Origin of the sequence: Bradyrhizobium sp. IAR9 (genome assembly GCF_013408065.1) — a bacterium.
In the GTDB taxonomy this organism is placed as follows: Bacteria; Pseudomonadota; Alphaproteobacteria; order Rhizobiales; family Xanthobacteraceae; genus Bradyrhizobium.
The window spans coordinates 88,994-115,796 of the sequence record NZ_JACBZW010000010.1; the positions used below are offsets into that span (position 1 = coordinate 88,994).

A 26,803-nucleotide genomic window follows, 5' to 3' on the forward strand; every position below is an offset into this window, starting at 1 on the left:
GGCGGCAATGCCCCTCGAACCCGACCGCGAGCAACTCGAGACCTTCGCCGACGCAATCTTCAGGCGCGCCGGCGAGAAGGGTTTCGTGACGGTTCGAAGTTTCCTCGAGGAGGGCGATCGGGTTTTCAGGATCACCCCCGCCGCTCGATCAGGCGGGCTCAAGTTTCTAGTCGAAGTCTGTGTGGACGATGCTCGAAGGGCGGCGCAGAACCCGGTACCGGCCGTTTTCTGCCCGCCGCTTGCTGTCTTTGTGGGAAAAGACAAGGCGCGCGAAGAGGATCTGCTCGAAGGCTTGGCGCTGAGCGTTGAATGTGACCAGCAGCCGAGCAAGGCGCGCGCCATTCTTGAAGGGTTGCTTGGCCCCGCCACTGTGGTCGTCAGGAGCGGAGGGACGTGGGCTAACGGCGGCACTGCGCCAGAAGACAAATTGCACCTGCATTGGCGATTGAAGATACCCGCCACCGGCAAGTCGCTCGCGATCTTGAAGAAAGCTCGGGATCTCGCGGCGCGCTTGGTCGGCGGCGACCCCTCAAACAAGCCAGTCTGTCATCCGATCCGTTGGCCGGGCTCGTGGCACCGGAAAGCCGAACCGCGCCTGTGTACGATCGAGCAGGTCGACGCTGACGTTGAAATTGATCTCGAGGAGGCGCTAGCCACGTTGCAGATAGCCGCGCCGCCAGAACCGCCAAAAGCAAAGTTCAATGGCACCGCACTTAACGACGGCAGCGAATGGTTGAGGTTGGTCCGTAATATCATCACCGGAACAAACTATCACTCGTCCTTGGTCGCGTTAGCCGCCCGTTTGGTCGGCAGCCAAATGTACGATGGCAGCGCAGTCACTCTGCTTCGGGCACTCATGTCGTCCTCAACCGCACCGCACGACACTGTCCGCTGGCAGGCCAGGCTCGATGCCATCCCGCGCATCGTCAGGTCGGCACGCGAGAAATATCAGCAAGACGAGTCTCCGCCGGCGGGTCCGTTACCATTCATCGATATGCAGCCGTGGGACACCAATCCGGCCCCTCCGCGCCCATGGGCCGTGACTGATCGCATCCCAATTGGTCAGCCGACGCTGTTCAGCGGCGAGGGGGCTGCGGGCAAGACGCTCGTCGAGCTGCAGCTTTGTGTCGCTCACGTTATCGGCCGGGATTGGTTGGGCGGCCTGCCGGAGTGCGGACCGGCGATCTACTATGGCGCCGAGGACGACGCTGATGAGCTGCACCGGCGGTTGACCGCCATCACTGATCACTATGGCGTCAAATTTTCGGACCTAATCGACGGGGGCTTGCACCTGTTGTCCTTTGCCGGCGAAGATGCGGTCCTAGCCGTCCCCGACCGGCAGGGGAAAGTGCAGCCCACCCCGCTATTTGAGCGACTGCTCGAGGCGGCCGCCGACATCCGGCCCAAGCATATCGGGATAGATGCCACCGCAGACACGTTTGCCGGCAACGAGATCGACAGATCGCAAGTGCGACAGTTTGTCGGCCTCATGCGCAAGCTGGCGATTACTGCAAATGGCTCGGTCGTGTTACTTGCGCATCCATCCCTAACCGGGATCAACAGCGGCACCGGGTTAAGTGGATCGACCGCATGGCACAACTCGGTTCGTGCCCGCATGTTGCTTAAGACTGTGCAGGAGCAGGATGGGGACGGGCAATCCGCAAGCGACCTGCGCGAGCTCTCATTCCTCAAAAACAATTACGGTCCGCTGTCCGATGCGGTCGTGTTGCGTTACCAAAACGGCCTCTTCTTGCCAGTCGCGGGCCAATCCACGCTCGAGAAGCTCGCGCGCGAGCAGAAGATCGATGGGGCGTTTCTGGATGTTCTGGGCAAGTTGACGAGACAGAACCGTCCAGTGAGCCCGTCAGCCCATGCGTCGAACTACGCGCCCAAGATTATCGCCGGCCACCCCGACGGTAAGCCCTATACGCAGCGCGACTACAGGGCCGCTCTCGAGCGGCTTCTCGCGGCTGACCGCATCCATATCGCAAGCTTTGGGCCGCCTTCGAAAACAATCCGGCACCTAGCGCCTGGACCGGCCGACTCGGGAGATGCGTGATGAGCCTTCTCGGTTACCTTCTTGGTTGCTTCTTGGTTCTTCCCGGTTGGGGTGTTCGGTGTTCCCGGTCCTATAGGGAGGGAGGACAGCGAACCTCCCTCCCTATAGGCCCGGTGACCGCGACCGAACCAGATAGTGCGAAGCACCGCGCACCACGCTTCGTCGCCCACTGGAAGGTACGGCGTGAATTCGAGGACAACACCTGACACCGCACCGGCCGGACGCCGGCACTGGCTAGCGTCGAGTATGAGATGGGTAAGCGTTCCATTGCTGCCCGCACCGGACGGCGAAATACCATGGCGAGTACTCAGCGCTGATGCGCCGACGACTGAGTGCAGGATTTAAGCGCTGAACGACAAAGGCTCTCCTTCTGTGGTCTGACAAAGTTATGCTACAGTTGGCTCGCAATAGCGCCGTGAAAGGGTGCGTTATGAGTTCATTTCGAGGTCTGCGAGATCCGCGAACCGGTCGCGTTCTCGGATTTCAATCCGAGACGCAGCGCCAAAACTTCATGGCTGCACGCGCGAGGTTTTGCAACGGCCCGAACCGGGAGATGCCGCGCTGTACGGCGCTCACTCGTTTTGGAAAGCCCTGCAGAGCAGCGCGCATGCGAAACCAACAAACTTGCTTTCGGCATAACGCCGCCGCCAAGCGGTCGCGACTTGCCGCCGCGTACCTTTCTGGAGATCCAGACCGTATTCAGCGTGCTGAAATGCGAGCTGAACGGAGTCGGCTTTGCGTTCTTTGGCGTCGCGATCCGAGCCAGCCGGGCCGGACGATTGTGCTGACCCCATCCGACGAAGGGAATTGCAATACTTGGGCAGCGCGACAAGGCTTTCAGCTCGAGCTCCTCGACCGTGACTTTCCGGCCTTCTCAGACGCGCTCCGATGGATTTGGGCGCGGACTTCGCGAGGATTGATCAGTGAGGACGATTTGATCTTGAAGCTTACGCGATTGCGCAAGCGGATCATGGAGGCAGGCCGTGCCGCCTATCATCAGGGATGAACGTGGGCGTTTTGTACCGGTCGTCCGGCCCAAGGTCTGGCAAACCTCTACCGTGAAGCGGAGCCGAGACCGCACCGATCAGATTGGACGTGCCCGAAAGCAAGCAAAAGCAAGGTTAGCAACGACCCGGTGGCTGAGTGATCTGGATCGCAGGGGAATTTGCGAGCTGGAGGCGTGCGGCATTGAGTGGTTCGCGGTTGAAACGTGGCTCGACGCCCTGAATCCACAGGAAGCCAACGCGGCGCGAAGGCTCGTAAAAAACGTCTTGGATGCCTTGGCGGACCCTGCGGCGCTCCCACGAGCGCGGGACGCCGCCTATAATGAACTTTATCGGCGGCTGATCGCCGCTGGCGTCCTTGACTGACATTTATTCGCTGGGAATGCCCAGCCGCCTCATCACCCGCATGACCGTCATTGGATTCCAATTACCGCCACGAGGTGCTGGTATTCCCCGGTCCGTCAGCTCTTGAGCGATCTCACGAAGAGGAAGCTCCCACATCTCCTTCAGGATGGGCTCTAGCTGAGCATCCCGGGCCGCTGCAGCAGCTTTATTGACATTGGCCTGTCGTTGATTGCCAAGCCGCTTGCCGCGATGCTTAGCCTCCGCAAGGGCGAGGCGGGTCCGTTCAGCGATCACGCTGCGTTCCTTCTCTGCCACGGCAGCATAAATGTGCAGCATGAACGGATCGACGTCCCTGCCCAACTCAGTGACGATGAATGGCACCCGTTTAGCCATTAGGCCGGCGATGAAGGCCACATCGCGAGACAGACGATCCAATTTGGCCACAACGACCGGGCATTTGAGCTTCTTTGCCTTCCGCAGGGCAGCAGCAAGCTGGGGACGCCTCTCCAGCGCGTCCACTCCCTTCCCAGTCTCGACCTCGGTGAACTCACCTGCGATCTCCATTGTCTCGTTGGCGGCGAAGGTTGAAACAAGGCGCCGTTGACCATCGAGACCAAGTCCAGAACGGCCCTGTTTCTCTCGAGAGACACGGTAGTAGGCGACAATAGGCTGCAACATCGTCCATCTCGTAACACATCGACGAACGCCAGCATGTTACAAAACAATAATCTCTGCAAGAGTCGGGCCCAAAGAATGGATCAGTATGTCTCAAAAACTGAAAGTTATTAGTGAGGGCAGGGAGGCCCCGACAACTGCCCCCTGGCGGTCCCCAAACGAGGCAACCAAAACGTTCGCAAAACCGTGCGCCAAAATTTTTCGAAAATCGACTACCCGACGCATTTCGCCCAGCATCATGTTGCGATACCGTGCCTCAGGAGTTTGGGCGCAATAGCAGCGTCTTCCTGCTCGTCAGGGATCTGATAGGAGAGCCCAAGATGTCGCTTTCTACCACGCACGTCCTTCTAGAGATGCCGACCGGAAGACCCGATTTTGATGCGGCTTGGATCGCCAAGGCCAGCGAGGCGGAAGCTTTATGGTCGACTGCACTGGCGGACTGCGAGTTCCATGATCGGGTGGAGCTACTCCATGGTGACGGCATGCCTGATCTAGCTGCCTTCGCTCGTGAAACCCTCGATGAGCTGAAGCAACAAAATTGTGCCGCCGCATTCGAACTTTACGCAGATTGCTATGGCACGTTCAGCCGGGAGTTCGGCCTCATGGTCCGGCTCGGCTTCTTTGTCTATGATGGTGTTTGCTACCGCTTAGCCTTGCCACGATTGTTGACGTCGCAGCTTGTTCGTCAGGCCGCTATCGGTTTGTGCGCGGTCGGCGAATATTGGGGCGACGATATCGTCGTACTCACGCCCGAGCGTCAACTTCACATGCACCACAAGTCTGACGCAGAAGCGTGGCAGTCCAGACAGCGTGCGATGCGAAGGCTCACGGTGATCAACGTCTGATCACAGCCTCTAAATGCGGCGTACAGGCCTGCTCAGTGCTACTTCGGCAAGCCCGCGACAATATTTTCCGCTCTCAGACTTCCTAAGCCGCAGGCAACCTATAGACCTTACGTAGTTTTGCGGGTTCTTGCCCCGTTCGTTTTTAGAAAATCCTTCTCCCGACCGACGCTCGCTTTTGCGGGGTGGACCGCGAACGATTTGTGGCGGTGAGGAATAATCGTCTACGGTTGGCTTTAGCCAAACTCCAGCCTCGGCCTAGCTAGAGCGGCAAGCCGGAGCGCTGGCGCGACTGCACGCCGATCTTCTCACCGATGCGTCGGCTATCCGTCCGCCGAAATGCTGGATAAGCTTGCGCTCGGAGGACTGAGATGGGCAGGCCGATGCGTGACGAGACGACAAGATTTCTAAGCGGCGGAGGACGGATGGGCGAGCTTATCCGTCTTTTCGATTGGAGGACACATCCGCTCGGGCCTCCGGAGTCGTGGCCGCAATCGCTTCGTTCGGCACTGTCCATTTGCCTGTATTCGAGCTTTCCAACGGCGATCTACTGGGGGCCGGACTTCAGGCTCCTTTATAATGACGCGTGGTCTGTCATTCCGGGCGAGCGCCATCCCTGGGCTCTCGGCCGCCCCGCCAAGGAAGTCTGGTCCGACATCTGGCACGTCGTCGGCCCGCAGTTCGAGAACGTGGTGGCCACGGGTGAAGGCTTTTCCACCTATGACGAAATGCTGCCAATGGTGCGTGGCGGCAGCCAGCAGGAGACCTACTGGAACTACAGCATTAGCCCGATCCGCGGCGAAGATGGCGAGGTTGCGGGCATCTTCAATCAAGGGAACGAAACAACTCAAATCGTCCTGGCGCGGCGCAGTGCCCAGCAAGAGATTGCACGTCTGTCTCTTATGTTTGAACAGGCGCCAGGCGCGACGGCCATTCTGCGCGGGCCCCGTCATGTCTTCGAAATCGCAAACCCCGCTTACTTGCAGTTGGTGGGCCGTAACGACATCCTCGACAAATCGGTCCATCAGGCCCTGCCCGAGGTGGCGTCGCAAGGTTTCATCGAACTACTTGACACCGTCTACCAGAGCGGAGTGCCTTACGCCGGGCGCGCCATTCCGGTCGTCCTGGATCGAAGTGGAATTCGCGAGCAACGGCATCTCGACTTCGTCTTTCAGCCGATAAGCGACCGCGCGGGCGATCGGTACGGCATCTTCGTGCAGGCGACCGACGTGACGGACACGATCCGGGCGCTGGCTGCTCTTCGTGAGAGCGAGGAACGTTACCAGGCCATCGTGAACTCGATTGACCAGATGATCTGGTCGACGCTGCCCGACGGTTATCACGATTATTACAACGACCGTTGGTACGAATACACAGGCGTGCCCAAAGGTTCGACCGACGGTGAGGCCTGGAACGGAATGTTTCACCCCGACGACCAGGAGCGGGCCTGGAAAGTATGGCGCCACAGTTTGGCTACGGGTGTCCCTTATCACATCGAGTATCGGCTACGGCACCGCTCGGGCGAATACCGCTGGGTGATCGGACGTGCACAATGCATCCGCAACGAGGCGGGCGAGATCATCCGCTGGTACGGCACGTGCACCGACCTGCATGATTTGAAAATGGCCGAGGAGGCTCGCCAACTGCTGATGCAAGAGCTGAATCATCGGGTGAAGAACCTCTTCTCGCTCTTCAGCGCCATGGTGTCCATGACGGGCCGATCGACCAATACGACGGCTGAAATGAGCGCCGCTCTTAACCAGCGCTTGCAAGCGCTATCTCGGGCACATGACCTCGTCCGGATCGGCGGAGCGGATTCGATGCCAGCGCATTCGGTGTTGCTCATCCATCTTGCTGAACAGATACTGGCACCGCATTTGAGTGCCTCGCAGCATGGCAAAGTGAGCTTGACCGGACCGGAAATTGTGCTCGGGGAGAAATCAGCCACCGCAATGGCACTCATCCTGCATGAGCTTGCCACGAACGCTATCAAGTATGGCGCACTGGGTCATGCAGACGGGAAGGTGATGATCGGGTGGGAATTTGCTGGAGACGTTCTGGTTCTGACTTGGAGCGAGCACAATTTGTCTGCTGCGATCGCCAAGCCGATCTCGACCGGCTTCGGCAGCAGGCTCATTAAGTCTGCAGTCGAAGGGCAACTCGGCGGAAAAGTCGATATCGTTTGGAAGCCCTCTGGCGTACAAGTCCGCCTGGAACTCAGCGGGGCACGGCTGAGCGCCTGATCTGGTCTGCTCACTTCGTTCAACGCAGCCGCGCTCTGGATTGTGAGCCACGAACGGAGTACGGATGGCTGCACACGTTGGGTTCTGAAGCGCACTCCTGTAGCGTGCTGTCTTCTTACTGAAGCCATCGGGCACCGCAAAAAGTCCGCACCTCTCAGATTTCGCAGCCGGATAAATTCAGCGCCTTGCGCAAGCCGCCAAACGCCGCGAGCCTGCACGACACGGTCTCGCTTGCGAGCTTTGAACGCTCGCCAATGGCAGGTTGCTTGATAGCAGCTACCTTCTTCGGTTTCGGACGTGCGGCGAGCGCGGCCGTCTTCGCGTTATGACGTTGGCGGGCGATCGGCCTCGAATGCTGCAGCGAAGTGATACCGGCATCGATTGGGGGAGCAACAGGCGCTTCGGCCAAGGCCACCTGGGTCGGTGTCACGCTGCTCACCGGGGCGACGTCAAGGCGATCGCCTTTCGCCAGTGTGTCAGGCGAGGCAGGTGAGCCGGCGTCGGGTGCGGCAGGCGACTGGACGAGCGCGACCGTGCCGCGCGGGGGAGCCCGCAGCTCCATGACTGACAGGACCCCTACACCCAATACGATGAGGAGACCCAGGAAGCTCGGTCTCAGCATGACGCGCCTCTAACCAAGGTTAGTGCTGTTGAAAAAGTCTCCGCTCCAATGAGGCAATCTGTCGGCAGCGGACGTGCCGCGCGCGGATCATTTGCCGACAGGGTTAACGCCGGCGATGCTCCAGCAATGTCGAGAGGCGGCTCCTCGACGCTGGTCGGGACCTAGTTCAGGACACGGCGAATGGCTTCTTGGCGGGGGAGCGACGAGCAAGGTACCGGTTAATAGGCCATAAGCCCGCACTTGCTTGTCGAAGGGCAGCCAGCCGGAGTGTTCGCACGACTACACGCCTGCCTTCTCACCGACGCGTCTTAGTTTCGATAATCATCCAACTCGCTAAGGGGATCGTGCCGAGCGGCCGCCCCTTGGCACCACCCGAAAATTGCCTTCGCGTCTGCTATTGGCGGTAGACCAGGTAGACGGCCGGCCCACGTCCACAGCCGGTTTTGACCCTGAGCAGACTTCGTCTGTGATTGCTGGCAGCAACACGGCCAAAGGGCCTACGGACTACCAAGTCGCTGGGGAAGCCTAAGACCCCTTACGGGTAGCGAGCAGTTGGCGGATGTGGTCGAGCACGGGCCGATAGTTCAGCTTCTTCGCTGCTTGCGGGCCTTCCTCACAAAGATCACCCGCAAGAGCGAGGACCTTGCCGACCGTCGCGCCAAGCATCGTCCTCACGGTTGGGTGGTTACTCCGTATCCACGCAGAGAGAGCAAACCCGGAACCGGTGGGAGAGCCTGCGTCGATCAAGGCCACATCAATGTAGTGTTTCCCGCCCTCAAAGCATTCACGCGCTTCATCGTGGTCAGTTACTTCCACAACGCGATAGCCGCACTTGCGAAGGTACTCGGCCAGCGGATGGCGCACGAGCACGTCCTGCTCGACGAGCAGTACATTTGCTGCTTGCATGCTACTACAGCGCCGGGCCGAGCATGTCCGCGATGTGCATTGCGATCTGCTTGGGATCGTAGGGCTTGCGGATGAACCTACCTACGCGGCTCGCTGCGCTCTCCAATTCGATGCTTCCAGAGGCAACGAGGATAAGGAGCATCGGTTGCATATCGCGCACCCTCCCAGCCAACTCAAGGCCATCAAGGGTTCCCGGCATTCGGATGTCAGTTATTAGCGCGTCAATCCGCTCACCCGATGAAATGTAATCCATCGCATCATCTGCGGTGCTCGCTTCAACAACCTCAAGCCCATGGCCTCGAAGCTGCTCAGCTACATACGACCGGATGAGCCATTCGTCCTCCACGAGCAAGACCCTAACCGGGTCGCTGTTCGGCTGCTCTCGTGGGATCATCATTGGTTCCTTGGATGCTGGTCACCAAACCAAAAGAGCGGCGCGACGTTCCTCAACAGTCACGGCTTAGTGCATCGAGCGCTTGGCTGGCTCAACTCGGATCAGCGCGACGCGATCGGCCGCTCTGACCGTGACGACCTTCTGCAACTTCGTAGCTATTTGTTGCGCGACGCGCACGCCCTCGTCCTCGCGGTCGAGGTCCAGAACCATCATTGAGTAGTCAGAAGGCGGGGGGCATTCAGCCATGTCTGTGGATTGCACGCCCCAGTCCACCCTTGCTATCGCCTATGTTAAAGGTGGCCGAGCCCGGGGGTCGAAGCGGCCTCTAAAAATCGCAGGCGCCCCTTGGAAGTCAGCGGAACAAAATTAACACAGGTTAATTAGTCCGGGGTACTTAAGCCGGGAGGCCGCCATGGAGCGAAAGCTGGATCAGCTAAAGCAGCAGGCGTTAGTTGTAGTTGTCTTGAGTACCGCAACCCTAGTGGTCTGTCTCAGCTTCATCGTGATCGCACCAATCCGGTGACCTATGACGCGGTACTATTTCGACTTGAGCTATGGCTGTTCCCTCGTCGTTGACGAGGAAGGAATTGAGTTGAAAAGCTGGAAAGCAGCGCAAGACGAAGCCCTGCGCGCTCTCGCCTGTTTCGTCGCTCAGGCCGAGCAAGACCCGTCGAATTCTTACCTTGGCGAGATGACAATCCAAGTGCGAGACAAGAAGGGGCGCGTGGTTAGCGAAGTTTCCCCGGCTATCCCAACGAGACACTAGAAGGACGCAGGGCCTCAGTTGGCGCTTCGGTCATTCAGCCCACGTTGACTTCTGCAGTTGGCCCGTGACGAGGGCCGCCTTTGACCAGTCGCTGACATCGGAGCGGGCCCCGCCCGGAGAGTTTTAGCGCGCCTGTTTGCTCGATAAGTCTCTAAAGCCGAAAGCGCACACTATATCGAACAGACCTCGGGCGGGATGCGAGAGCTAAGCGATACGAGGGGCTTACACCTTAAGTGCCGATCTTCATTCGGCAATTGGTCGGCGCACACCCCTCATTGATCTCTCGCAAAGACCGACAAGTCCATCAACGATGCCCCTTAACTCGTAGGGCTTTTCCCAGCGTAGAACACGAGCAAATCGGTCTGGGATTACGTCGCGACTGTATCCAGTGGCAAAAACGAATGGGATGCCCTTTCGTTCAAGCTCATCCGCGAGCGGATAGGCCAACTCATCATGCAAGTTGATGTCGATCACCGCGATCTCGAAACCGTCGCGGTCAATCAGCTTGATAGCTTCAGCTCGATCTCCGGTAGGTCCGATGACGTGGGCCCCTTCACTGCTCAAGACTCTTTTTAGATCATCAGCGAGAAAATACTCATCCTCGATCACGAGAATGCGGCGGTCCTTTAGGCGCTGTCGAGGGTCTTTTGTCATGGGCCTACTCCTTAAGACAAAACAACAACACAGTAATTGTTCCTGCTCATCGCGAGGCCCGACATGCCAGCTTCGGCCTCGTCAAGAGACTGAGAAAGCCCGAACGCTTGGCGGACAGCGCTACCAGAGTGGCTTTGGCTGGCGTACTTTCGCTTCCGGCGTGCTGAAACTTAGTCCGCTACTGGCCGATTCTTTGAAAAAAGACGGCTGTTGCGACGCAATGATATCAGTGATTCAGTCCGTCTAGTCGGCCGAGCAATCGATGAGTATCTGGCTGTCCTCGATGACGCTGCTTTCGGAGTTTTCGCCTATTCGACGAACTACCTGATCGACATCGGGAATGCGATCATCGTCGATGTTGAGGCAACGACGGCAATCCGGCAGGCGGAGGTATTGGCCGCTAAGCGCATGATCGAGCGCTGGCTGGAGCGGTTTGATCTCTATCCGAGCCGGCTCCTCCGTGACCGCGGCTATGGCTCGGCCGAGATGCTCGCCTGGCTGGTCTATGAGCACGGCATCGAGCCGCACGTTACAGTCTTCGACAAGTCGGCCCGCACAGACGGGATCTTCTCGCGCGACGACTTCACTATGACCATGCTCAAGACATCTATCGTTGCCCTGGCGGCAAAGTTCTCACCACGACCCAACGGTGATGAATGATGGTGCCACCTTGCTTTACCTCGCCAGCAAGCGCGATTGTGATCGATGCGGCTTGAAGGCTCGGTGTTGCCCCAAGCAGGCTTCACAGGGAGTATTGCCGAACTGGCAACCTGCGAGCCGTACAGCTCGTTCTGGGGCACACCAAAATCGAAAGCACCGTTCGATATCTCGGCATCGAGGTCGATGACGCCCTCGCGATAGCAGAACAAATTGACGTCTGATTTCGGGGGCAGAGCAGACGTGCCCTGCGCTGCCCTCTCGCACGACCTGCGGGTTCGCTCGCTGGGAGAAGCGAGCCGCCGTCCTGAGAACGTGGAGGGCACACTGTTCGGGTTAATTACCTTTAACCAGATCGCTATGCGACCGTTCAGATAACGTTCACTGGCGTCGTTCTATCCGACCACCTTCCAGAGCACATGGGTAGGACGAGGGCGCGCGATGAAGGACATGCAAGCCAGCCTTGAGAAGCTTCGCGCGGATGCTGCCGAAGCGGCTCTGGTTCGCGATCTTGCGACGGAGCCGAGAAAGCGAGCACTCTACACTACCCTAGCCGAACATCTGTCCAAACTGGCGGATCAAGTCGAGCAGGCAATCAGGCAGGAGCGCGCGCAGCCCTGAGAGGAGGGGACGGCGAGTGAACGTCTGCTAGTGGCCCATCGCTTCCGTTAGTGCGTCCGCAAGCAATGAAATCGGGCGGTGATCAGCGCTTGTCTACCGTTTGACCGTTGGGCTTCTCGAGAGATTACCGGCTTCAAGAGCAAAGCCGAAATTGACGAATGGATGAATGGAGAGCGTCGGATCGATTGGCTGCGGTCACACGGCTACGCGAAGTGACTCGATGAATCTTCCAGGCGCGCGGTGATTGTAATGGTCCTACGCAAACGGCGGGACCTCGACCAGTGTTCCGATCAACCGCAACAATGCTTGCTGTTCCGGTCCCTTCGCGTCGCGCAAGAACTCGCCCAGCTCGATGTGAGATAGCCGGCCACCAGAGGGCGCATTGGGCTGGTGAATGATGAAAGCGTGACCGTTTGTGGGCTCACGTGCGATGAACCACGCGTCCCCGTTTGGGCTCCGATAGAGTTCTCGTCGGTCTGACATCTTTCCTCCCTGCTGCCTCCGGGCCCTGTCTGATGAATGCTCGCGGGAAAGATACAAAGATCAGTGAAAATACGACAGCTGATCTTCCGTAACCACTCGCTCAATGTTCTCGGACCTGCACTTGATGCGGTATCTTACTCGTCCATCGGACTCGATCGGCATGCACTGCACGATCGTGTAGACCCTTGGCAGTTCAGTTGCGGCCCGTCCTTGGGGACCTTGAGCGTGGTGCCGAACCTCTTCGTTTAGCTTGTAGGCGTATGACATATTTTCCTCGACGTTTACGGCGCTATCGGCGGTCTTGCTAGTCTTCAAGAATGGATTTCGTTGCCTCGAATATCTGCTCCGCTGTGCGCTTGATCGTGCCCTTCGCCCAGGCTTGAAACACCGTGACGTATGCGTTCTTGTAAGCCGCTTCGTCCGCAGAGAAGTAGACATCATCCGTGGCGGTATCTAAGACAAGCGCTCCTGTATCGATGCAAATCTCCTCGATCAGGACCATGCGTTCTTCCTGCTCGGCCACATGACGTTTAACGATGCTCATTGAGTCGCCTGCTTGCCACTGAGGAGCCACGTTCCCGGTGCGCTGGTGAACATGCTGACGTAGTCATCGGGCACAGGCGCAAGCGTCAAGGAAGCTGCAGTGACGCCCGCTTTTCGATCTTCCTACCTGCTCGAATGAAAAACCCCGCCCCGATAACTCAGGAGCGGGGCAGAACCACAAGCTCTACCAGCACATCCGTGGCTAGAGCGACAGGTCTGTCGTGCTATTAACTAAGCAGCACGTAGATTTTCGGCAGCGGACTTGCCAGTACGACGGTCTGCGACCACATCGTAAGACAGCGTCTGACCTTCCGTGAGAGTTCCCATGCCGGCGCGTTCGACCGCGCTGATGTGAACGAAGACGTCGTTGGTGCCGTTTGACGGCTGGATAAAGCCGAAGCCCTTTTGTGTATTAAACCACTTCACTGTACCGGTGTTCATCAGGTTTTCCTTGTTATACGCGCAGGACCTGGCGCGCGGAGTTGCGGCCAGCCGTCCGGTTAGTCGATGATGGAGAATGTCTGAAACGTGCGCGCCGTCAGGATCTGAGGCGAAAGCGGAACAGGTGTTCGGCCAGTATCGATGCTGAGACAATACACTAGCAGTTGACAGAATTCAAGAAAAAAGCCAGCGGCGCGTGAGCCCGTTCCGATTGATTGGGCGTACCGTCGCGGCACGAAGTCGAACTAGTCGTTCCGGCCAAACGGGCTCGACGCCCTTGAGCCAGAGCCGAAATGTCGATGATCTAAGGAGCAACATCCTTACGCTCCTTCCAAGGCGCTCCGAAGGGCCTTGAGGAGGTAATCGGGCCTCCACGATTTTCCGACGTTGACGGCATCTCGTAGGACTGGTTCGGCCTGGAGATCGGCCGCAACGTAGCCGCTGGCGAGAATGAACGGCACCGACATCGCCCGGAGCGTCTCCGCGACGGGAGTGACCCACTCTCCGGCCAAGTTGACGTCGAGGATGGCAGCGTCGGGCCGGTCGACCTTCAATAGCGCCAAAGCGCCATCTATATCTGCGAAGGGACCGATCACGCGGTATCCGGCAGTTCTCAACTCGGTGTCGAGCTCCAATGCGATGAGGTACTCATCTTCGACAACCAAGATTCGGGGAGCGTCCTGCACAATGTGTCCCCGGGGGTTCAAGCCTCCACAGGCGCGGTGATGTGAGCCCTTAAACCGGTTGGCTCATACTTCAGTTCCACAGCGCCGCGTAAGCCCTGCACGGCGCTGAGATCGATCAGCCTGGAGCCGAAGCCGGAGCGAGTTGGAGGAGTAGCGGGTGGGCCGTTTTCCTCTCGCCAGTCCATGTGCAGGAAGGTGTTGCCCTGCTCTTCCGACGTGCGCCAGCTCACGTGAACCAGCCCTCCAGCGTTGGAGAACGCTCCGTACTTCCAAGCGTTCGTGACGAGTTCATGCAGAATGAGGCTCATCGGCATGATCTGCCGTGGGCTGAGACGCACTGCTGGCCCGGGGGTTATTCGGTATCGCTCCGGGCCCGCGGCCTTCAGCGATTGCTCCACAAGGGCACTCAGATTGGCTTCAGCGCTGCTGGCAAGCGCGATCGTCTCGGCTTCGGCCACCGCCTGGAACCGTCCCAAGAAGGCATCGCGATATTCCTTGGCTGTGCGGCCCTCCACATCTGTCTGATTGGCAAGCGACCGTACGATCCCCAGAAGGTTCTTCATCCGGTGGCGCGTTTCGGCGAGCAGAATGTCTTTTTGCGCCTCGCTGTGGCGCCTGTCGGTCACATCCTCGAACAGGATCAAGATGCTGGTGCTGTTATTGTCGGGGTGAACGAGGCGACGCGCACTGACCAGCATTGTGCGCGGACCGATGGTCGGGAACTCGGCTGTCACCTCGTATCCAACGACAGCGGTAGTCCGGGGTATGATCTCGCGCACAAGGCGCTTGAGCTCGGGTATGTCCCACTGACCGTTGCCAAGGTTGAACAGGCTGTGTCCGACTGTGTCATCCCTGGCCACGCTGAAAGTTTCGTAGAACCCGCGATTGGCCGTAAGGACACAACCAGCCTGGTCGAGCACCAGGAGGGGCTCGTCAAGTGTGTCGACGATCCCTTGCGCCTGGACATGCTCGCTGCGCAGAAGCCGGTATAAGTCTTCGAGATTCATCTGCCCGCTCACCTAGAAGGTTCCCCATAAGGTAGTACGGGAGCGGGCGTCCACAAAGGAAATTGGTAAGTGTGCTCTACACAATGTCCGCACGTGAGGTGGACCCGCTGAATGCGGCTCAAGCGTCCTGAGACTTACCTTGCAGGTCGATCAGGGCTTCCGCTGAATGCTTCGGCGCGACCTGCTTGTCAACAGGAGGTCTCCTCCTGGCCCCTAGCTGCCCTCTCCCGTGATAGCCGCAGCGTCTGCTATTGAGAGGCGACCGGACGAACGAGCTACTGGCCTCTGCAGCCGCTCTTGACCGTGAGCAGACTTGCGCCGGAACTCAGGGCGTTCCGGATTAAGCTTAGATCAAAAGATACGTCCCTCCGGAGCGCAGCATGGCAGCATCAGGCATGGCTTCGCACTCCCACGTCCTTCCACCCATCTATTGGCCGTCACGCCGGCAGGATCGCCTCGCAATCGAACGCGCAAAAGACGTCGTGAAAACGGCGCAGCAGGTGCTTCACGAGTGTCCTGAGCCGGACACGTTCCTTGGCCGCAAGACACACGAGCCCTTCCCGCAAGCGGAAGAGTAAGTTTGCTTTAGGTCAAACATGGCCGCAAGAAGTCGTGTATGGCGCGTGGATGGATCGCGAGATGCACCTGCGTCACTTGCGGGAGGCCGAACGGCACGTAGCTGAAGGCGAACACATCGCGGCACAGGAAAAACGCATAGCTCTCCTGGATCGACCCGGCGGCAATAGTGAGCTTGCGCGATAACTGCTTGCCACGTTCCGAGCTGGCCTAGCATCGCACTCGTGACCTCATCATCCGTGAGATCGATCGAGGAAGTTGAGCAGAGAGGATCGCACGTCGAACGGCCCTTCAAACATGCGCTGCCCTCAGAGCCCGCCGAGCGAAGGAAAAAGCTCATAGTGAGAGCGGACGCCCGATAGGACTGGGCGCCGTGGCCAGTTTTAGCCGTAGCAGAGACTACTTAGTCCCCGAGCCCTGATTGCAGTTTCGAACCAAGGTGGACTTTGAACTCGTTTAATCCGGCCCACTTAGTCTGGCGCACTTTGCCCTTCTCTGAGGTCCCCGTTTGTCCCATCGGACGGTGGTCGTTTATTCCCCGTGTCTCGGCCGGATTTTAGGGGCGTCCCAGCTTCGTTTTGGAACCCTCTTAACATTTGTTAATTGATACCGCAGAGACCGACGTCGAGGCGGCTATGTGTGAGAAGTGCGTCGAGCTGGCCAAGAAGATCGAGCGCTACAAAGCGATGCAGCTGCGGGTCAGTGACAGGCTGGCGCTGGCGGGATTGGCCGAACTTATTGCTGAGCTGCTGGCAAAGAGGGCCGAACTCCATCCGGAAGCTAAAGAGTAATCCCTTGTAGCAACGGCGCTCGCACGCAGAGTGGTCCACTAGGAACAGCGACGACTAACCTGTGTTAATCGAAAATGCCCCGATACTTTTTTAACGTTCATAGCGCAAGTCCGAGCATCGATGAAATAGGAGAGGAATTGGCCGACGACGAAGCGGCGTGGCAGGACGCTACGGTTTTTGCCGCCGAAGTCTTGAAGGATATCGATGGGAGGTTTCGCCCTGGGCAAGAATGGTCGCTTGAGGTGACGGACGAAGATGGCAAGCCGATATTCTTCATCAACATCGGATCAAGGAAAATGAAGTAAGGCGCCGCTCTAGTTACTCGCCGTTTCGTACCAGCTCTGCTGTTGGCCCGTGGCTGACCTCAGGTCGGAGCGCAGGCATGTCTGCTTCATACTCCGGCTACGGAAGGTGGCGCCTTTGACCTGTAGCGGACCTTGTCGGACGCTTGCGACCGTACCCTCGACTTCAACCTTGCTGGGCAATTGGTTACTCCGGTGGCGGAATTCCTCCGAGCAGCCTCTGTGCCATTCATCTTCGCCAGCCAGTCCCGCGGGATGAGGTCAATGTCGGATAATCCTGGAGGCCGGATTTTCTCATGAAAGCTCTCAGTCGAGCGTTAAGCGGCGCGTGAGCACGCCGCTTTGATGGTTGCCTCTAGATCGCTCCAAGTAATTAATTGGATCAAGTTGGCGGCTGTAAGCCGGGCGACTGCAGCCATTCGCTCAAGTTCGACCCGGTCTCGCATTGGCGCGCCTTGCGCAGCAATTGGTCTCGCCTGAAACCTGGTGGAAGAGATTGAGCTTCTTCGCGGAGCCGCTGCGCTTCCTTAGCAAGTCGTTCTTCAAGGCACAGTGTTTGCTTAAACCGGCGGCGACGCTGCATGGTACAACCTCGAATTCACGGGTCCTAACCGTTAAGTTTGCAACTCCGGACATTACGGCAGCGCGGAGACGGTGTGTCATTTTCAAAAGTTAATGCCCCACTAGCTCACTGTTTCGAACCAGCGATCGAAGCGGCAAACTGGCGGGCCGCACCCACTTCAGAGAAGAACGAGAAGCGTGCAGGTCGGCGGGCGGGCAGTATGTCGATTTTGAGTCTGTCGCGCAGTCTGTACACAGTTGGCTACGCTCCGAGCCAGCGTAGAACATTGATGATCTCAAGACGCGTTGGCGAGCGGCATGTATGACTTTGGCGTCAATCTCGGGGAGCCATTTTTCGATGCGTCAGGAGGTCGCCGATGAGTGAGGAGAAACGATCGCGGCTACACTGAACGCCACCACGCAGGCGGCGGCAAGTGACCAGAGCGCTATTGCGATCTCTCTGGGCATAGAGATTCAACGCTGCTGAACAACCTGAGTTCCCTTACGGGCGGAGCGCAGACATCAATGCGCAATCCACTACGCAACGCGCATACTTCCGGCCAAGCCGGACAGCTGCGCTTGACTACAACGATATCGGTTGTTCCAAGTTCCAACAGGTCATTCGGAAGCCACACATCATGCTCTTTGGCGGAGAGACGGCCCCGGCATAGTTGGCTCCTGGAGGAAGGAAGAATGCGCCGGGGCCGCTCCGCCAGCTTAGTGGGACTGGCGAGACTCTCAAATCGAAGGAGGTGCCATCGTTCCACAACTGTTCAGATCACCAGAAACCGTAGCCGGCTCGCCGCTTCTCTGCGAGCCGGTCATTCGCGTTCTGGGTGGTCGTTGATTCGGCTGCAGTCTCAGGGCCCTCGGCCCAATCGCTAAATGAGGCGTGTCGATGAACCCGTGCGCGTGCTGAATTCTTGCGGAAGCCGCCGGACTCTCACAAGAGCCAGCCACGACACGGCGTTCTGAGGCTGCCAGCGTTGGCGCACAGTGGACAATCCGGTCCACTTTATACTACCTTTCTACCACTGCTCCGCGGAGCCCCAGCTCGTTTAGATTCTCGATGACAAGTCTCACCCGGAATAATGTCGTTGTTGGTGGGAGGGGAACCCGACCCATGATTTTTGCTCATGGGTTCGGATGCGACCAGAACATGTGGCGCTTTGTAGCTCCAGCGTTCGAAGGCGAATTCAAAACGATCTTGTTTGACCATGTCGGCGCCGGCCGCTCCGACCTCTCGGCTTACGATCGCACCAAGTATTCGACCCTGCGGGGATACGCGGCGGACGTTATCGAGATTTGCAATGACCTTGACATCCGCCAGGCCGTATTTGTGGGACATTCGGTCAGCAGCATGATTGGAGTCCTTGCCGCGGCGGACGCCCCCGACTTGTTCGAGGCTCTGGTGCTCGTCGGACCTTCGCCGCGCTATATCGATGACGAAGGCTATGTCGGCGGCTTCTCGCGTCAGCAAGTCGAAGAGCTGCTGGAATTTCTTGATAGCAACCATCTCGGTTGGTCTGCCGCAATGGCCCCCACCATCATGGGGAATCCAGACAGACCTGAGCTTACCGAAGAGCTTACCAACAGTTTCTGCCGGACGGACCCCGAGATCGCAAAGCACTTCGCTCGGACAACGTTTCTATCGGACAACCGCAGGGACCTCGCGCGCGTGACTCAGCCGACCATTGTCTTGCAGTGCAGCGATGACGTGATCGCGCCGACACGCGTCGGCGAGTTCGTTCACGATCAAATACCCCGCAGCAAACTTGTTCTTATGAAGGCGACTGGCCACTGCCCGAACCTGAGCGCACCTGAGGAAACAATCGCGGCGATCCGATCCTTTGTCCAATAACCAAGCCGCCCCCCCTGATTTCGCCGATCTGTTCGAGCACGCCCCATGCGGCTACGTCGCGACAGATCCGCAAGGCACGATCAGCATTGCCAATGCCACGTTCTGCTCCTGGACTGGGTTTACGAAGGAGTATCTTGCCGGCAAGCGCTTTCAAGAACTTCTTACGCTGCCCGGCCGCATCTACTTCGAAACTCATTTTGCACCCTTGCTAAGAATGCAGGGGGTCTTCAACGAGGTCGCACTCGACTTAATCAATTCAGCCGGCGACCGATTGCCGGTCCTTGTCAACGCGGTGGAGCGCAAGAACTCTGCCGGCCAGGTGGAATTCATCCGCATCTCTGTCTTCAATGCAATGGACCGTCGGCGTTACGAATCCGAACTTTTGAAGGCAAAGCGAACGGCTGAAGAGGCCAACGAGGCTCTGCACCAATTGAACACCACGCTTGAAGCGCGGGTTTCGGCGGAAGTTGATCAGCGCATGAAAGCGGAAGCTGCTTTGCGTCAAAGTCAGAAGATGGAAGCGATCGGTCAACTCACTGGCGGTGTTGCTCATGACTTCAATAACCTGCTCACGGTCATCATCGGCAGCATCGATTCCATGGGCAGGGTGCTGCAAGGCTTGCCTGCGTCACCGGAAACGGCGCGGCTGAATCGGCTAAGAGACATGGCCGCTCATGGCGCGCGTCGGGCAGCTACCCTGACCTCACGATTATTGGCATTCTCGCGACGGCAGGCCCTCGACCCGAAGTCTGTCGACCCCAACCAGCTGATCAAGGGTATAGCCGAGCTTTTGCAACGAACTATCGGCGAGAACATCGCGTTCGAAGTGGTGACTGGCGCCGGAACGTGGCAAGCCATGGCGGATCCCGCGGAGCTTGAGAATGCGATCGTCAATCTCGCGGTGAACGCAAGAGATGCGATGCCGAATGGTGGGAAGCTCACCATCGAAACCGGTAACGCTCACCTGGACGATGCCTATGTCGAGGGCCTCGATGAGCCAGTCGAACCCGGGCAATACGTCATCATTGCGGTCTCAGATACTGGCCACGGCATGGACAAGGATACGTTGGCCAAGGTGTTCGAGCCATTTTTCACCACTAAAGAGGTTGGCCGGGGCACCGGGCTGGGGTTGAGCCAAGTTTACGGATTCCTGCGTCAGAGCCGCGGTCACGTTCGCATCTACAGCGAGGTCGACCATGGCACGACCGTCAAGCTGTATCTACCTCGTGCGGATACCGAGCTGGCGACGTTCCAGCCAGGAGAGCGCGATACGGGCGGTTACTATCGCGGATCGGAATGCATCCTCGTTGTCGAGGATGACGAGGCGCTTCGCTCTTTCAGTTGCAGCGCGCTCCGGGAACTCGGCTATGCTGTGCTTGAGGCAAGCGACGGCCGCTCCGCCCTCGAACTGCTCGACGCAAATTCTCACGTTGAGCTCATTTTTACTGATGTTGTGTTGCCGGGCGGCCTCAATGGCCGGCAGCTCGTCGATGAGGCTGTTAAGCTGCGGCCAAGTCTCAAGGTGTTGTTCACGACCGGCTACACGCGGAATGCGATCGTACACAACGGGACGCTCGATCCAAGCGTCACTCTGATCGGTAAACCCTTTACCCTCGATGCATTAGCGAAGAAGATGCGTCAGGTTCTCGAGGCCTAGCATCTAGACATTCCCGTGCCCGGCGTACCTTGCGGCGATCTGGACCTGAAAAGCCTCAAAACACCTAGTTGGAAGACTTGCTTTCCTCTTGTCCTGTTCCTTTTTCAGAGACCTCTTGATCAAATCCGTCCTGCGAAGAAATGCGGCGTTTAGGTAGAAGGCTCAACCATCCTGCGGCGAGCCGGAGCCAAGCGGCGCGGTCGGGCTCCCCAATCGCTTGGTCCGCCTGCCGCTGAGCTTCAGCCGCATTGCGGCGGTATTCGTCGTGGTGATCCATGTTTCACTAGTACGCCTAAAAAGCAAACTAAGCTACCCATACGATCCTACATCGCTGCTGTTCCACCTCGAAGACAGAACCTCTGACGCCGGGAATCCGCAAAGGGTCAAACTGAGCCGTTGCGCGCGGGATTTCGGCGTCAGGTCCACCCTGACAAGCCAACCTGGCCAGGAGCGCATCGAACTTCGCGGCTGGCCACAAGTTGACGTGGGCACAATCCGCCTAGTGCTCCCCAGAACACACGCCGGAAACATGTCAGCGACCCGAATATCCTCAGCACGCCGCTGGCGACTTTCGCAACGAGGAATCCACGTTCCAGAGGAACGCCCGCAGCTTCTTGCCGTTCAGGCGATCATAATGATCGCCGAACAGTACCTACACCTCGCCATCCAATTCGATGAAGCGGCTCAGATTGCATGGGACGGCGCCGATAGCTAGTTCGTGCGGGCAAAAGCGGGGTTGTTCTTGATCGCTCTAGGACCCGAGTTGCAAAGCTCGATGACTGAAAGGAACGGCTCCTAATTTCGAAACGTAACGGGATCTGATCGGAGAGCCTATTCAAGCTCATCGATTTCACGCAGAATGCGATCGCGGTGTTCAAGGTGAAGGACCTGCGATTGCTGCATCGTTGCCAGAACCTCACTGGCCGTTTCAAGGTCATGGCCATCACGGCGCAGTTCGTTGATCAGTTCTTCCTGCCTCGCAATATGACGCTCGCCATCCGCAACGTGGCGCTCCGCTTCGGCCAGGTGGCGCAGCAGCGTTGCTCGGTCCATCAATCATCATAGCACGATGTGAAACTCGTTAACACAGGTTACCGTACGCGGCTCCTTAGGTCCCTGTGGTGCCCGCGCGGTTGGCTGAGTGGCCAAAGCTGGGGAGGCTCGCTCCCTGAAAGGAACACTTATCGATCGCTCCGATTGGATGTCTCGGAGGCAATCATGATGAAGATTGACAAAAAACCGGGGGAAGAAGACCTCGGTGGATGGGGATTGGCGACGGCCGTAGGATTGGTTGCAATCGCTTTTGTTTTGGAACGTGTCGCCCCCTCGGACAAACGGACCTCGCTGCCGAGCAATTTGGATCGCTCCCCCTTGCGAGCCGGCCCGCATGCTGAGGGAGACGACCGCGGCCGACAGGCGACCTCGCCAACCGAGATTCCAGCGAAGGGATGGAAAGATATCTTATTGCGCGTCTATTCCAATATCTCAAAGCATCGAGTTTTGGCTCTTGCAGCCGGTATGACCTACTACAGCATACTCGCTATCTTTCCCGCGATCGCCGCTCTGGTCGCGGTATACGGACTCTTCTCCGACCCTATGACCATCAGCAAACACCTTGATCAGCTTGGTGGTTTCTTGCCAGGCGGAGCAGTGGATGTTGCGAAAGAGCAGCTGACCCGGGTGGCTTCGAAGGGCTCCAACACGCTCGGTGTGACCTTCCTGATCGGATTGGCAACATCTCTCTGGAGTGCCAATGCCGCCATGAAGTCGCTTTTCGACACCATGAACATCGTCCATGGAGAGGACGAGAAGCGAGGGTTCGTCAAGCTGAACGCGGTTTCTCTGGGCTTTACGATAGGGGGTATCATATTCATCGTAGCGGCTCTCGGCTCCATCGTCGCTGTTCCCGTGCTCCTCAACTATGTTGGATTGTCCAACACCGGCGACCTTCTGCTCCGAATCGGCAGATGGCCGGCAATGTTTTTGGTACTCACCTTGGGCTTGGCCCTGATTTACCGCTATGGCCCCAGCCGAGAGACCGCCCAATGGCGCTGGGTCACTTGGGGCAGCGCGATTGCGGCGATCCTCTGGCTCGCGGTGTCAGGTTTATTCTCCTGGTACGCTGCCAGTTTTGGTAAGTTCAACGAGACGTACGGTTCGCTCGGGGCTGTCATCGGCTTTATGACCTGGCTGTGGATCTCGGCCATCGTCGTCCTCCTTGGCGCCGAAATTGATGCCGAGATGGAGCACCAGACCGCCCGCGACACGACCACGGGCCCGCCAACCACAATTGGCGCGCGCGGTGCGCGGGTCGCGGACACCCTAGGCGCGCCACAAGGTCAATGAAGGAGAATGGTTGTGTAGCTCATCAAGTGGTGTCCGGCTGCGCTTTGTAGAATGCGTTGCTTAAGACAATGCTGATGGCCGCGATCGCGTCTGGGCCTCAGCTACACACGCATCTACAGCAGCTCGCAGGAAGTAACGTAATGATCAGCTCCGCCTGCCATCTGCAGCGTTTTGTCTGTTAGGACCTCGTCATCTGCGGGCCATAAGCCGTTTTAGTCAGACCCGTTGTTCTGCCAAACATTCCGACTCGCGCAGTGCAGGCGGGCGATCGCCAGAAGCAAGCAGTTTCCACCCTTGTGCAATTCCAAGGGGCCTTTGTTGTGTCTATCCCGTCCTTGCTATGTTGCCTGACCAGATTGCCGGAGCATGCGGCCGTCAGCACGCTCCTGCGACATCGCTTGTCAAGGAGACTTCACCTTGGCCCGCGCAGCTGCGGCGGCATCCGAGCCGGTTTGCTTGAGGCGGTCCACAAGTTCGGCCCCGGTGTCGCTGATCTCTGCGACGACCGTATCAGAGGCTTCGCGCAGAACCTGCGAGACCGCACCGGCGCGCTGGTTCAGGTCGGCCTTCACATCGTCGCTGACGTCGCCGATATATCTGTTTTCCAGCTCGGACACCCGGAACGCGCCTGCCACGGCTGCACCAATCGCGACGCCCACGACACCTAGCACGAGGGGTTGCCGTTCAAGCATATCGGTGAGTGACGATTTCGCGCTGTCGATCGTTTCTTTATCCGGAAAAGAATTGCCGAGCTTGCCGAATTGCTCCTGCGCGAAGGCGACGCCCTCTTCGAAGCGATCGCGGATGCTCTCGGCAGTTTCCGAGACGGCATCGGAAGCGGCAGCTTTTGCGCCTCGAAACGTTTCTCCGAGGCGGTGCGAGTCGTTGTCCATTTCAGGTGCGGTCGGAGGCGCTACGGTCTGTTTGACGGCAGACGCCGCCGACCTCACGCCGCGCGACCCGGCCTCAGCGACAGGTGCGACGGCGTCCGCCGCTGAACGCGCCGCACTCTTCAGAGACTGATCGCCGGTCAGCAACCAGAGCGCGCCGCCTCCGATCAGCGCGGCGGCAAGCGGGTTTTCCCGGGCGGCAGTCACCAAACTATCCATAAAGCTGGCTTTTGTGCTGCTCATCGCACCATTCCCTTCACGGTGTCCTTGTCCTTTTCGAGTTGGCCGATCGTCTCTCGGGGCGCCAGATTGCGCGCATCAAGCCGGTTGATGCCGATTGCAACCAGCACGGCGGCAATGGCCGCCGCGATGATGGCTGACGTCAGATAAGAGACCGGCTGCGACCATCCCGCCGAGATCAATGCGGCGGACAGGGCAAAAAGCGCCATCACGATCGCCGGGATCACCAGAACGGCGCCACCCACGATCAAGCCCAGCGCGCCGCCAATCTTCTGGAGCTTTTCGCCAAGCTCCGCTTTCGCAAGGTCAATCTCGTTCTGGAAGAGCTTGGCGAACTGCGACATGGCATCGCCGAGCAGCGTCGAGATCGCCCTGAACTCGCTCTGGCTGGTTTTGATATCGCGCTCGATGCTCATGGTACTGCGCTGCCCTGTGTGGAAGAGGTTTGTTGCCGGTTAGGACCACGCTGCGGGGACTCCTGAGCCCAGGTCTCTTGTCCCGCCGAAAACGACGTCCCGCTGGGGGGCTGGCTGCTTTGCGACGACGATCTGTCCGTCGTGTCGTGCTGCCCAGGGGATGACGACTGTCCGCTTGATGCCTTCAGGAAGCGCACGGCCGCGAAGCCTGCCAGCACCGATATTCCGAGAAAGGCCGCGGGCTGACGTCTGGCGAAATCGGTTGCGCCTTCGACGAGGTCGCGGAAGCTTCCATCCCGGATCTTCTGCGCAGCGTCCTCGACATAATCGGCGGCGGAGCCGATGCCGCGAGCGGCGAACGGGACGTCGTTCTCGAAAGCCCGGCCGGCTTCGCGGATGTTGCCTGCGAGGCGCTCGACGAAATCTGCGCCCGAACGTTGCTGCTCGCGCGCCTGGCTCTGGATCTGGTCCACGGTTCCTTCCGCGACCCCCTTTGCCGCCTCCGCGGCCTCACCGAATTTGTCGCGCGCGACGTCGGCCGATGACCGAAAAGCGTCGCCAGCACGCTGTTTGACCTCCGCTCCGGCATCACTCATCTGCTCCTTGATGTCCTTTGCGGTGCCCTTGTCCTGGTTCTTTGCGAACTGCGTCACATTGTGCGGGTCCAAGTCGCTCATGATGGTTTCCTTCACGTGTTGGGTTGAGAGGGGCTAAAGGCAGCTTTGACGACGTCGTCGGCAGCCTCTTTCAATGTGTCGGCCATGTTCTGGGTCATGCGGCTGGCATGGCTGCCGAGATCTGCCTCGGCGACCTTTTGCGTCGCAGCATCGGCCGCAGACGTGGTCGCGTCTTTCACTGCCTCGAATCCGGATTGCATCGCGGCGGCCGCAGCTTGCTTCACGCCGTCGCTGGCTCCGCCCATCACCTTGGCTTCAGCCTTGGTCTCGGGAAGAGCCGCAGCAATGATGGCTCCTATCGCGATGCCCAAGCCTCCGATCAGCGCGGCATTGTCACCGATGGTCTGTCGGGCCTGGTCGGGCGCGCTGGCAGCGGCATCCTTGGCTGCATCCTTGGCCGCGTCCATGCCGCTCTTGAGCTTTTCACTCGCGAAGCTGGCAGCCTGCGCCGCGCTCGCCTTCAGATCAGCGGCGAGGCCAGCGGCCTTGTCCTGGGCGTCATCAGCCATGCCGGCGGCCCGGCTTTGGGCGGAGGATAGCGTCTCCTTGGCCTCGCCCTGCATGGACCGCGCGCCCTGCGCCACCTCGTCAAGCATGCGCCCCGCTCTGTCCATGACCGGACCCGTGGCCTCTGCAGCGCGATCCCGCACCGTCTTCGACGTCAGCGCCAGCCCGGCTCCGATCATGAGAAGCGGCAGCGGCGTACCCCGTGCCAACCGCAGCAGCGGAACGCCCAGTGCGGCGCCGGCGGCCACTGCGCGCATCGGGTTGTCCATGATCTGTTGCTTGAGCCCTTCGACCCAGCTCTGGGTCTTGTGGCTGACATATTCGGTGACTTCGGATTTGATGTGCTGCGGCGAGACTTTGTGGCGGATGTCGTCGGCAGTGTCCGATATCTGCTCCTTCAACCGTCCTACCGTCGCGGCCAGCTCCGCGCGGCTACGCTCGGACTCGCGTCTCAACTCCTCCACGGATCGTGCCATCGCGTTACCCTCTTGCTTTGTTTCTTGAATTTGATGTCGAACTCTCGCTGTGTTGAATCGTTCCTGGTCTCGGTTCGTAGCCTGCCGAGGCGACGGAAACGGTTTGCTCAAACGCGAGGGGAGTGGCGGGCGACAGCGGTGCTTGCCAGATATCCGCGCAGAAGAAGTCGGCCTGAAAAGACGCGGTCGCGAGGAACGTCAGCAAGCAATCTAGCGTAGGGCCAGAGTTGGCCTTTCGCCGTCTGGTCTACGAATGAAAAGGGCCGCTATCGAGCGGCCCTGATTGTGATTCACCAATGACGGTGGCGGCTCCAGCCATAGTGATGGCCACGGCCTCTTCCCCACCCGTAATGATGGCCACGGCCACCGCGGTGCCCCCACCCGTGGCCGCCGCCATGACCGTGTCCACCTTTGACTTCGATCGCGGTCGAGGCAAACCCACCGTTTGCATTCGGAGTCGCAACAGGCATCGCCGAGACCGACGTTGTAAAAGCTAGGGCAACAGCGCCCGCCAGGTAGCTAAGCCTGCAAATCCATTTCATGTAAGTGTGCCTC

At 58.8% G+C, this 26,803-nt stretch carries 27 protein-coding genes and 2 pseudogenes; 12 read left to right on the forward strand and 17 right to left on the reverse strand.

What is annotated here, in order from left to right; translation table 11 throughout:
• Positions 1 to 7: 7 nt before the first annotated feature.
• A complete protein-coding gene (locus tag GGD67_RS24850; RefSeq protein ID WP_179736503.1) occupies positions 8 to 2,059 on the forward strand; it encodes an AAA family ATPase in 2,052 nt (683 codons plus the stop codon).
• 1,373 nt (positions 2,060 to 3,432) lie between these two features.
• Here GGD67_RS24850 and GGD67_RS24855 read toward each other — a convergent pair.
• Positions 3,433 to 4,086 (reverse strand): recombinase family protein, encoded by a 654-nt coding sequence (locus GGD67_RS24855; protein ID WP_179736504.1) that lies wholly within the window; start codon positions 4,084 to 4,086, stop codon positions 3,433 to 3,435.
• Positions 4,087 to 4,403: 317 nt separating this feature from the next.
• On the opposite strand from GGD67_RS24855, the gene GGD67_RS24860 reads away from it, so the two are divergent.
• Both GGD67_RS24860 and GGD67_RS24865 read left to right on the forward strand, forming a co-directional pair.
• Positions 4,404 to 4,928 carry a hypothetical protein gene (locus GGD67_RS24860; protein ID WP_179736505.1) on the forward strand — a complete coding sequence of 175 codons (525 nt, stop codon included), beginning with the start codon at positions 4,404 to 4,406 and terminating at the stop codon, positions 4,926 to 4,928.
• 422 nt (positions 4,929 to 5,350) lie between these two features.
• Entirely contained in the window at positions 5,351 to 7,168 is a 1,818-nt protein-coding gene (locus GGD67_RS24865) for a PAS domain-containing sensor histidine kinase (RefSeq protein ID WP_210286623.1), read from the forward strand.
• 154 nt (positions 7,169 to 7,322) lie between these two features.
• Here the strand turns inward: GGD67_RS24865 and GGD67_RS24870 are convergent, their stop codons facing one another.
• The 4 genes from GGD67_RS24870 to GGD67_RS24885 form a co-directional block, all read right to left on the reverse strand.
• Positions 7,323 to 7,790: a hypothetical protein gene (locus GGD67_RS24870; protein WP_179736509.1), complete on the reverse strand. Its 468-nt coding sequence runs from the start codon at positions 7,788 to 7,790 to the stop codon at positions 7,323 to 7,325.
• A 525-nt stretch (positions 7,791 to 8,315) separates the two neighbouring features.
• Complete coding sequence (locus GGD67_RS24875) at positions 8,316 to 8,696, reverse strand: response regulator (protein WP_179736511.1); 381 nt, start codon at positions 8,694 to 8,696, stop codon at positions 8,316 to 8,318.
• Positions 8,697 to 8,700: 4 nt separating this feature from the next.
• Positions 8,701 to 9,042, reverse strand: a complete 342-nt coding sequence (locus GGD67_RS24880) for a response regulator (RefSeq protein WP_179736513.1) — start codon at positions 9,040 to 9,042, stop codon at positions 8,701 to 8,703.
• A 114-nt stretch (positions 9,043 to 9,156) separates the two neighbouring features.
• Positions 9,157 to 9,303, reverse strand: a complete 147-nt coding sequence (locus GGD67_RS24885; protein WP_179736515.1) for a hypothetical protein — start codon at positions 9,301 to 9,303, stop codon at positions 9,157 to 9,159.
• A gap of 313 nt (positions 9,304 to 9,616) precedes the next feature.
• Between GGD67_RS24885 and GGD67_RS40195 the strand changes: the two genes are divergently transcribed.
• Complete coding sequence (locus GGD67_RS40195; RefSeq protein ID WP_409411125.1) at positions 9,617 to 9,856, forward strand: DUF6894 family protein; 240 nt, start codon at positions 9,617 to 9,619, stop codon at positions 9,854 to 9,856.
• Positions 9,857 to 10,099: 243 nt separating this feature from the next.
• On the opposite strand, the gene GGD67_RS24890 is transcribed toward GGD67_RS40195, so the two are convergent.
• The gene (locus GGD67_RS24890; protein WP_179736517.1) at positions 10,100 to 10,510 is read right to left on the reverse strand and encodes a response regulator; all 411 of its coding nucleotides are present in this window, start codon (positions 10,508 to 10,510) and stop codon (positions 10,100 to 10,102) included.
• 249 nt (positions 10,511 to 10,759) lie between these two features.
• Between GGD67_RS24890 and GGD67_RS24895 the strand changes: the two are divergent.
• The 3 genes and pseudogenes from GGD67_RS24895 to GGD67_RS24900 all read left to right on the forward strand — a co-directional run.
• Positions 10,760 to 11,243: pseudogene (locus tag GGD67_RS24895) on the forward strand (IS5/IS1182 family transposase); the annotation flags it as partial.
• 19 nt (positions 11,244 to 11,262) lie between these two features.
• Positions 11,263 to 11,391 (forward strand): annotated as a pseudogene (locus GGD67_RS39470) (integrase); the annotation flags it as partial.
• Positions 11,392 to 11,608: 217 nt separating this feature from the next.
• Positions 11,609 to 11,788, forward strand: a complete 180-nt coding sequence (locus GGD67_RS24900) for a hypothetical protein (RefSeq protein ID WP_179736519.1) — start codon at positions 11,609 to 11,611, stop codon at positions 11,786 to 11,788.
• Between the two features lie 787 nt (positions 11,789 to 12,575).
• Here the strand turns inward: GGD67_RS24900 and GGD67_RS24905 are convergent.
• From GGD67_RS24905 to GGD67_RS24920, 4 genes are all read right to left on the reverse strand, one after another.
• Positions 12,576 to 12,815, reverse strand: coding sequence for a hypothetical protein (locus tag GGD67_RS24905; protein ID WP_179736521.1), 240 nt, complete (start codon positions 12,813 to 12,815; stop codon positions 12,576 to 12,578).
• Between the two features lie 230 nt (positions 12,816 to 13,045).
• Positions 13,046 to 13,255, reverse strand: a complete 210-nt coding sequence (locus GGD67_RS24910; protein WP_018321049.1) for a cold-shock protein — start codon at positions 13,253 to 13,255, stop codon at positions 13,046 to 13,048.
• Between the two features lie 320 nt (positions 13,256 to 13,575).
• The gene (locus tag GGD67_RS24915) at positions 13,576 to 13,920 is read right to left on the reverse strand and encodes a response regulator (RefSeq protein WP_179736523.1); all 345 of its coding nucleotides are present in this window, start codon (positions 13,918 to 13,920) and stop codon (positions 13,576 to 13,578) included.
• Positions 13,921 to 13,958: 38 nt separating this feature from the next.
• The gene (locus GGD67_RS24920; RefSeq protein WP_179736525.1) at positions 13,959 to 14,948 is read right to left on the reverse strand and encodes an HWE histidine kinase domain-containing protein; all 990 of its coding nucleotides are present in this window, start codon (positions 14,946 to 14,948) and stop codon (positions 13,959 to 13,961) included.
• Positions 14,949 to 16,120: 1,172 nt separating this feature from the next.
• Here GGD67_RS24920 and GGD67_RS24925 point away from each other — a divergent pair.
• Together GGD67_RS24925 and GGD67_RS24930 are read left to right on the forward strand one after the other, a co-directional pair.
• Positions 16,121 to 16,315 (forward strand): hypothetical protein, encoded by a 195-nt coding sequence (locus GGD67_RS24925; RefSeq protein ID WP_179736527.1) that lies wholly within the window; start codon positions 16,121 to 16,123, stop codon positions 16,313 to 16,315.
• Positions 16,316 to 16,389: 74 nt separating this feature from the next.
• Positions 16,390 to 16,620: a DUF6894 family protein gene (locus GGD67_RS24930; protein ID WP_409411126.1), complete on the forward strand. Its 231-nt coding sequence runs from the start codon at positions 16,390 to 16,392 to the stop codon at positions 16,618 to 16,620.
• 379 nt (positions 16,621 to 16,999) lie between these two features.
• Here the strand turns inward: GGD67_RS24930 and GGD67_RS39475 are convergent, their stop codons facing one another.
• Complete coding sequence (locus tag GGD67_RS39475) at positions 17,000 to 17,200, reverse strand: hypothetical protein (protein WP_246784449.1); 201 nt, start codon at positions 17,198 to 17,200, stop codon at positions 17,000 to 17,002.
• A 1,047-nt stretch (positions 17,201 to 18,247) separates the two neighbouring features.
• Here GGD67_RS39475 and GGD67_RS24935 point away from each other — a divergent pair.
• Complete coding sequence (locus GGD67_RS24935) at positions 18,248 to 19,039, forward strand: alpha/beta fold hydrolase (protein ID WP_179736531.1); 792 nt, start codon at positions 18,248 to 18,250, stop codon at positions 19,037 to 19,039.
• Positions 19,029 to 20,696 (forward strand): PAS domain-containing hybrid sensor histidine kinase/response regulator, encoded by a 1,668-nt coding sequence (locus GGD67_RS24940; RefSeq protein ID WP_179736533.1) that lies wholly within the window; start codon positions 19,029 to 19,031, stop codon positions 20,694 to 20,696. The genes GGD67_RS24935 and GGD67_RS24940 overlap by 11 nt, the downstream gene beginning before the upstream one ends.
• 64 nt (positions 20,697 to 20,760) lie before the next feature.
• On the opposite strand, the gene GGD67_RS24945 is transcribed toward GGD67_RS24940, so the two are convergent.
• On the reverse strand, positions 20,761 to 20,973 hold the full coding sequence (locus tag GGD67_RS24945) for a hypothetical protein (protein WP_179736535.1): 213 nt from the start codon (positions 20,971 to 20,973) through the stop codon (positions 20,761 to 20,763).
• 554 nt (positions 20,974 to 21,527) lie between these two features.
• The gene (locus GGD67_RS24950; RefSeq protein WP_179736537.1) at positions 21,528 to 21,749 is read right to left on the reverse strand and encodes a hypothetical protein; all 222 of its coding nucleotides are present in this window, start codon (positions 21,747 to 21,749) and stop codon (positions 21,528 to 21,530) included.
• A gap of 165 nt (positions 21,750 to 21,914) precedes the next feature.
• On the opposite strand from GGD67_RS24950, the gene GGD67_RS24955 reads away from it, so the two are divergent.
• A complete protein-coding gene (locus tag GGD67_RS24955) occupies positions 21,915 to 23,042 on the forward strand; it encodes a YihY/virulence factor BrkB family protein (protein ID WP_179736539.1) in 1,128 nt (375 codons plus the stop codon).
• Between the two features lie 401 nt (positions 23,043 to 23,443).
• On the opposite strand, the gene GGD67_RS24960 is transcribed toward GGD67_RS24955, so the two are convergent.
• From GGD67_RS24960 to GGD67_RS24975, 4 genes are read right to left on the reverse strand one after another with little or no spacing between them, the layout of a single operon-like run.
• Complete coding sequence (locus GGD67_RS24960) at positions 23,444 to 24,175, reverse strand: hypothetical protein (protein ID WP_179736541.1); 732 nt, start codon at positions 24,173 to 24,175, stop codon at positions 23,444 to 23,446.
• On the reverse strand, positions 24,172 to 24,588 hold the full coding sequence (locus GGD67_RS24965) for a phage holin family protein (protein WP_179736543.1): 417 nt from the start codon (positions 24,586 to 24,588) through the stop codon (positions 24,172 to 24,174). The genes GGD67_RS24960 and GGD67_RS24965 overlap by 4 nt, the downstream gene beginning before the upstream one ends.
• Entirely contained in the window at positions 24,585 to 25,265 is a 681-nt protein-coding gene (locus GGD67_RS24970) for a hypothetical protein (RefSeq protein ID WP_179736545.1), read from the reverse strand. Before GGD67_RS24970 ends, GGD67_RS24965 begins: the two co-directional genes overlap by 4 nt.
• An 11-nt stretch (positions 25,266 to 25,276) precedes the next feature.
• Entirely contained in the window at positions 25,277 to 26,248 is a 972-nt protein-coding gene (locus GGD67_RS24975; protein ID WP_179736763.1) for a DUF3618 domain-containing protein, read from the reverse strand.
• Positions 26,249 to 26,803: the final 555 nt, after the last annotated feature.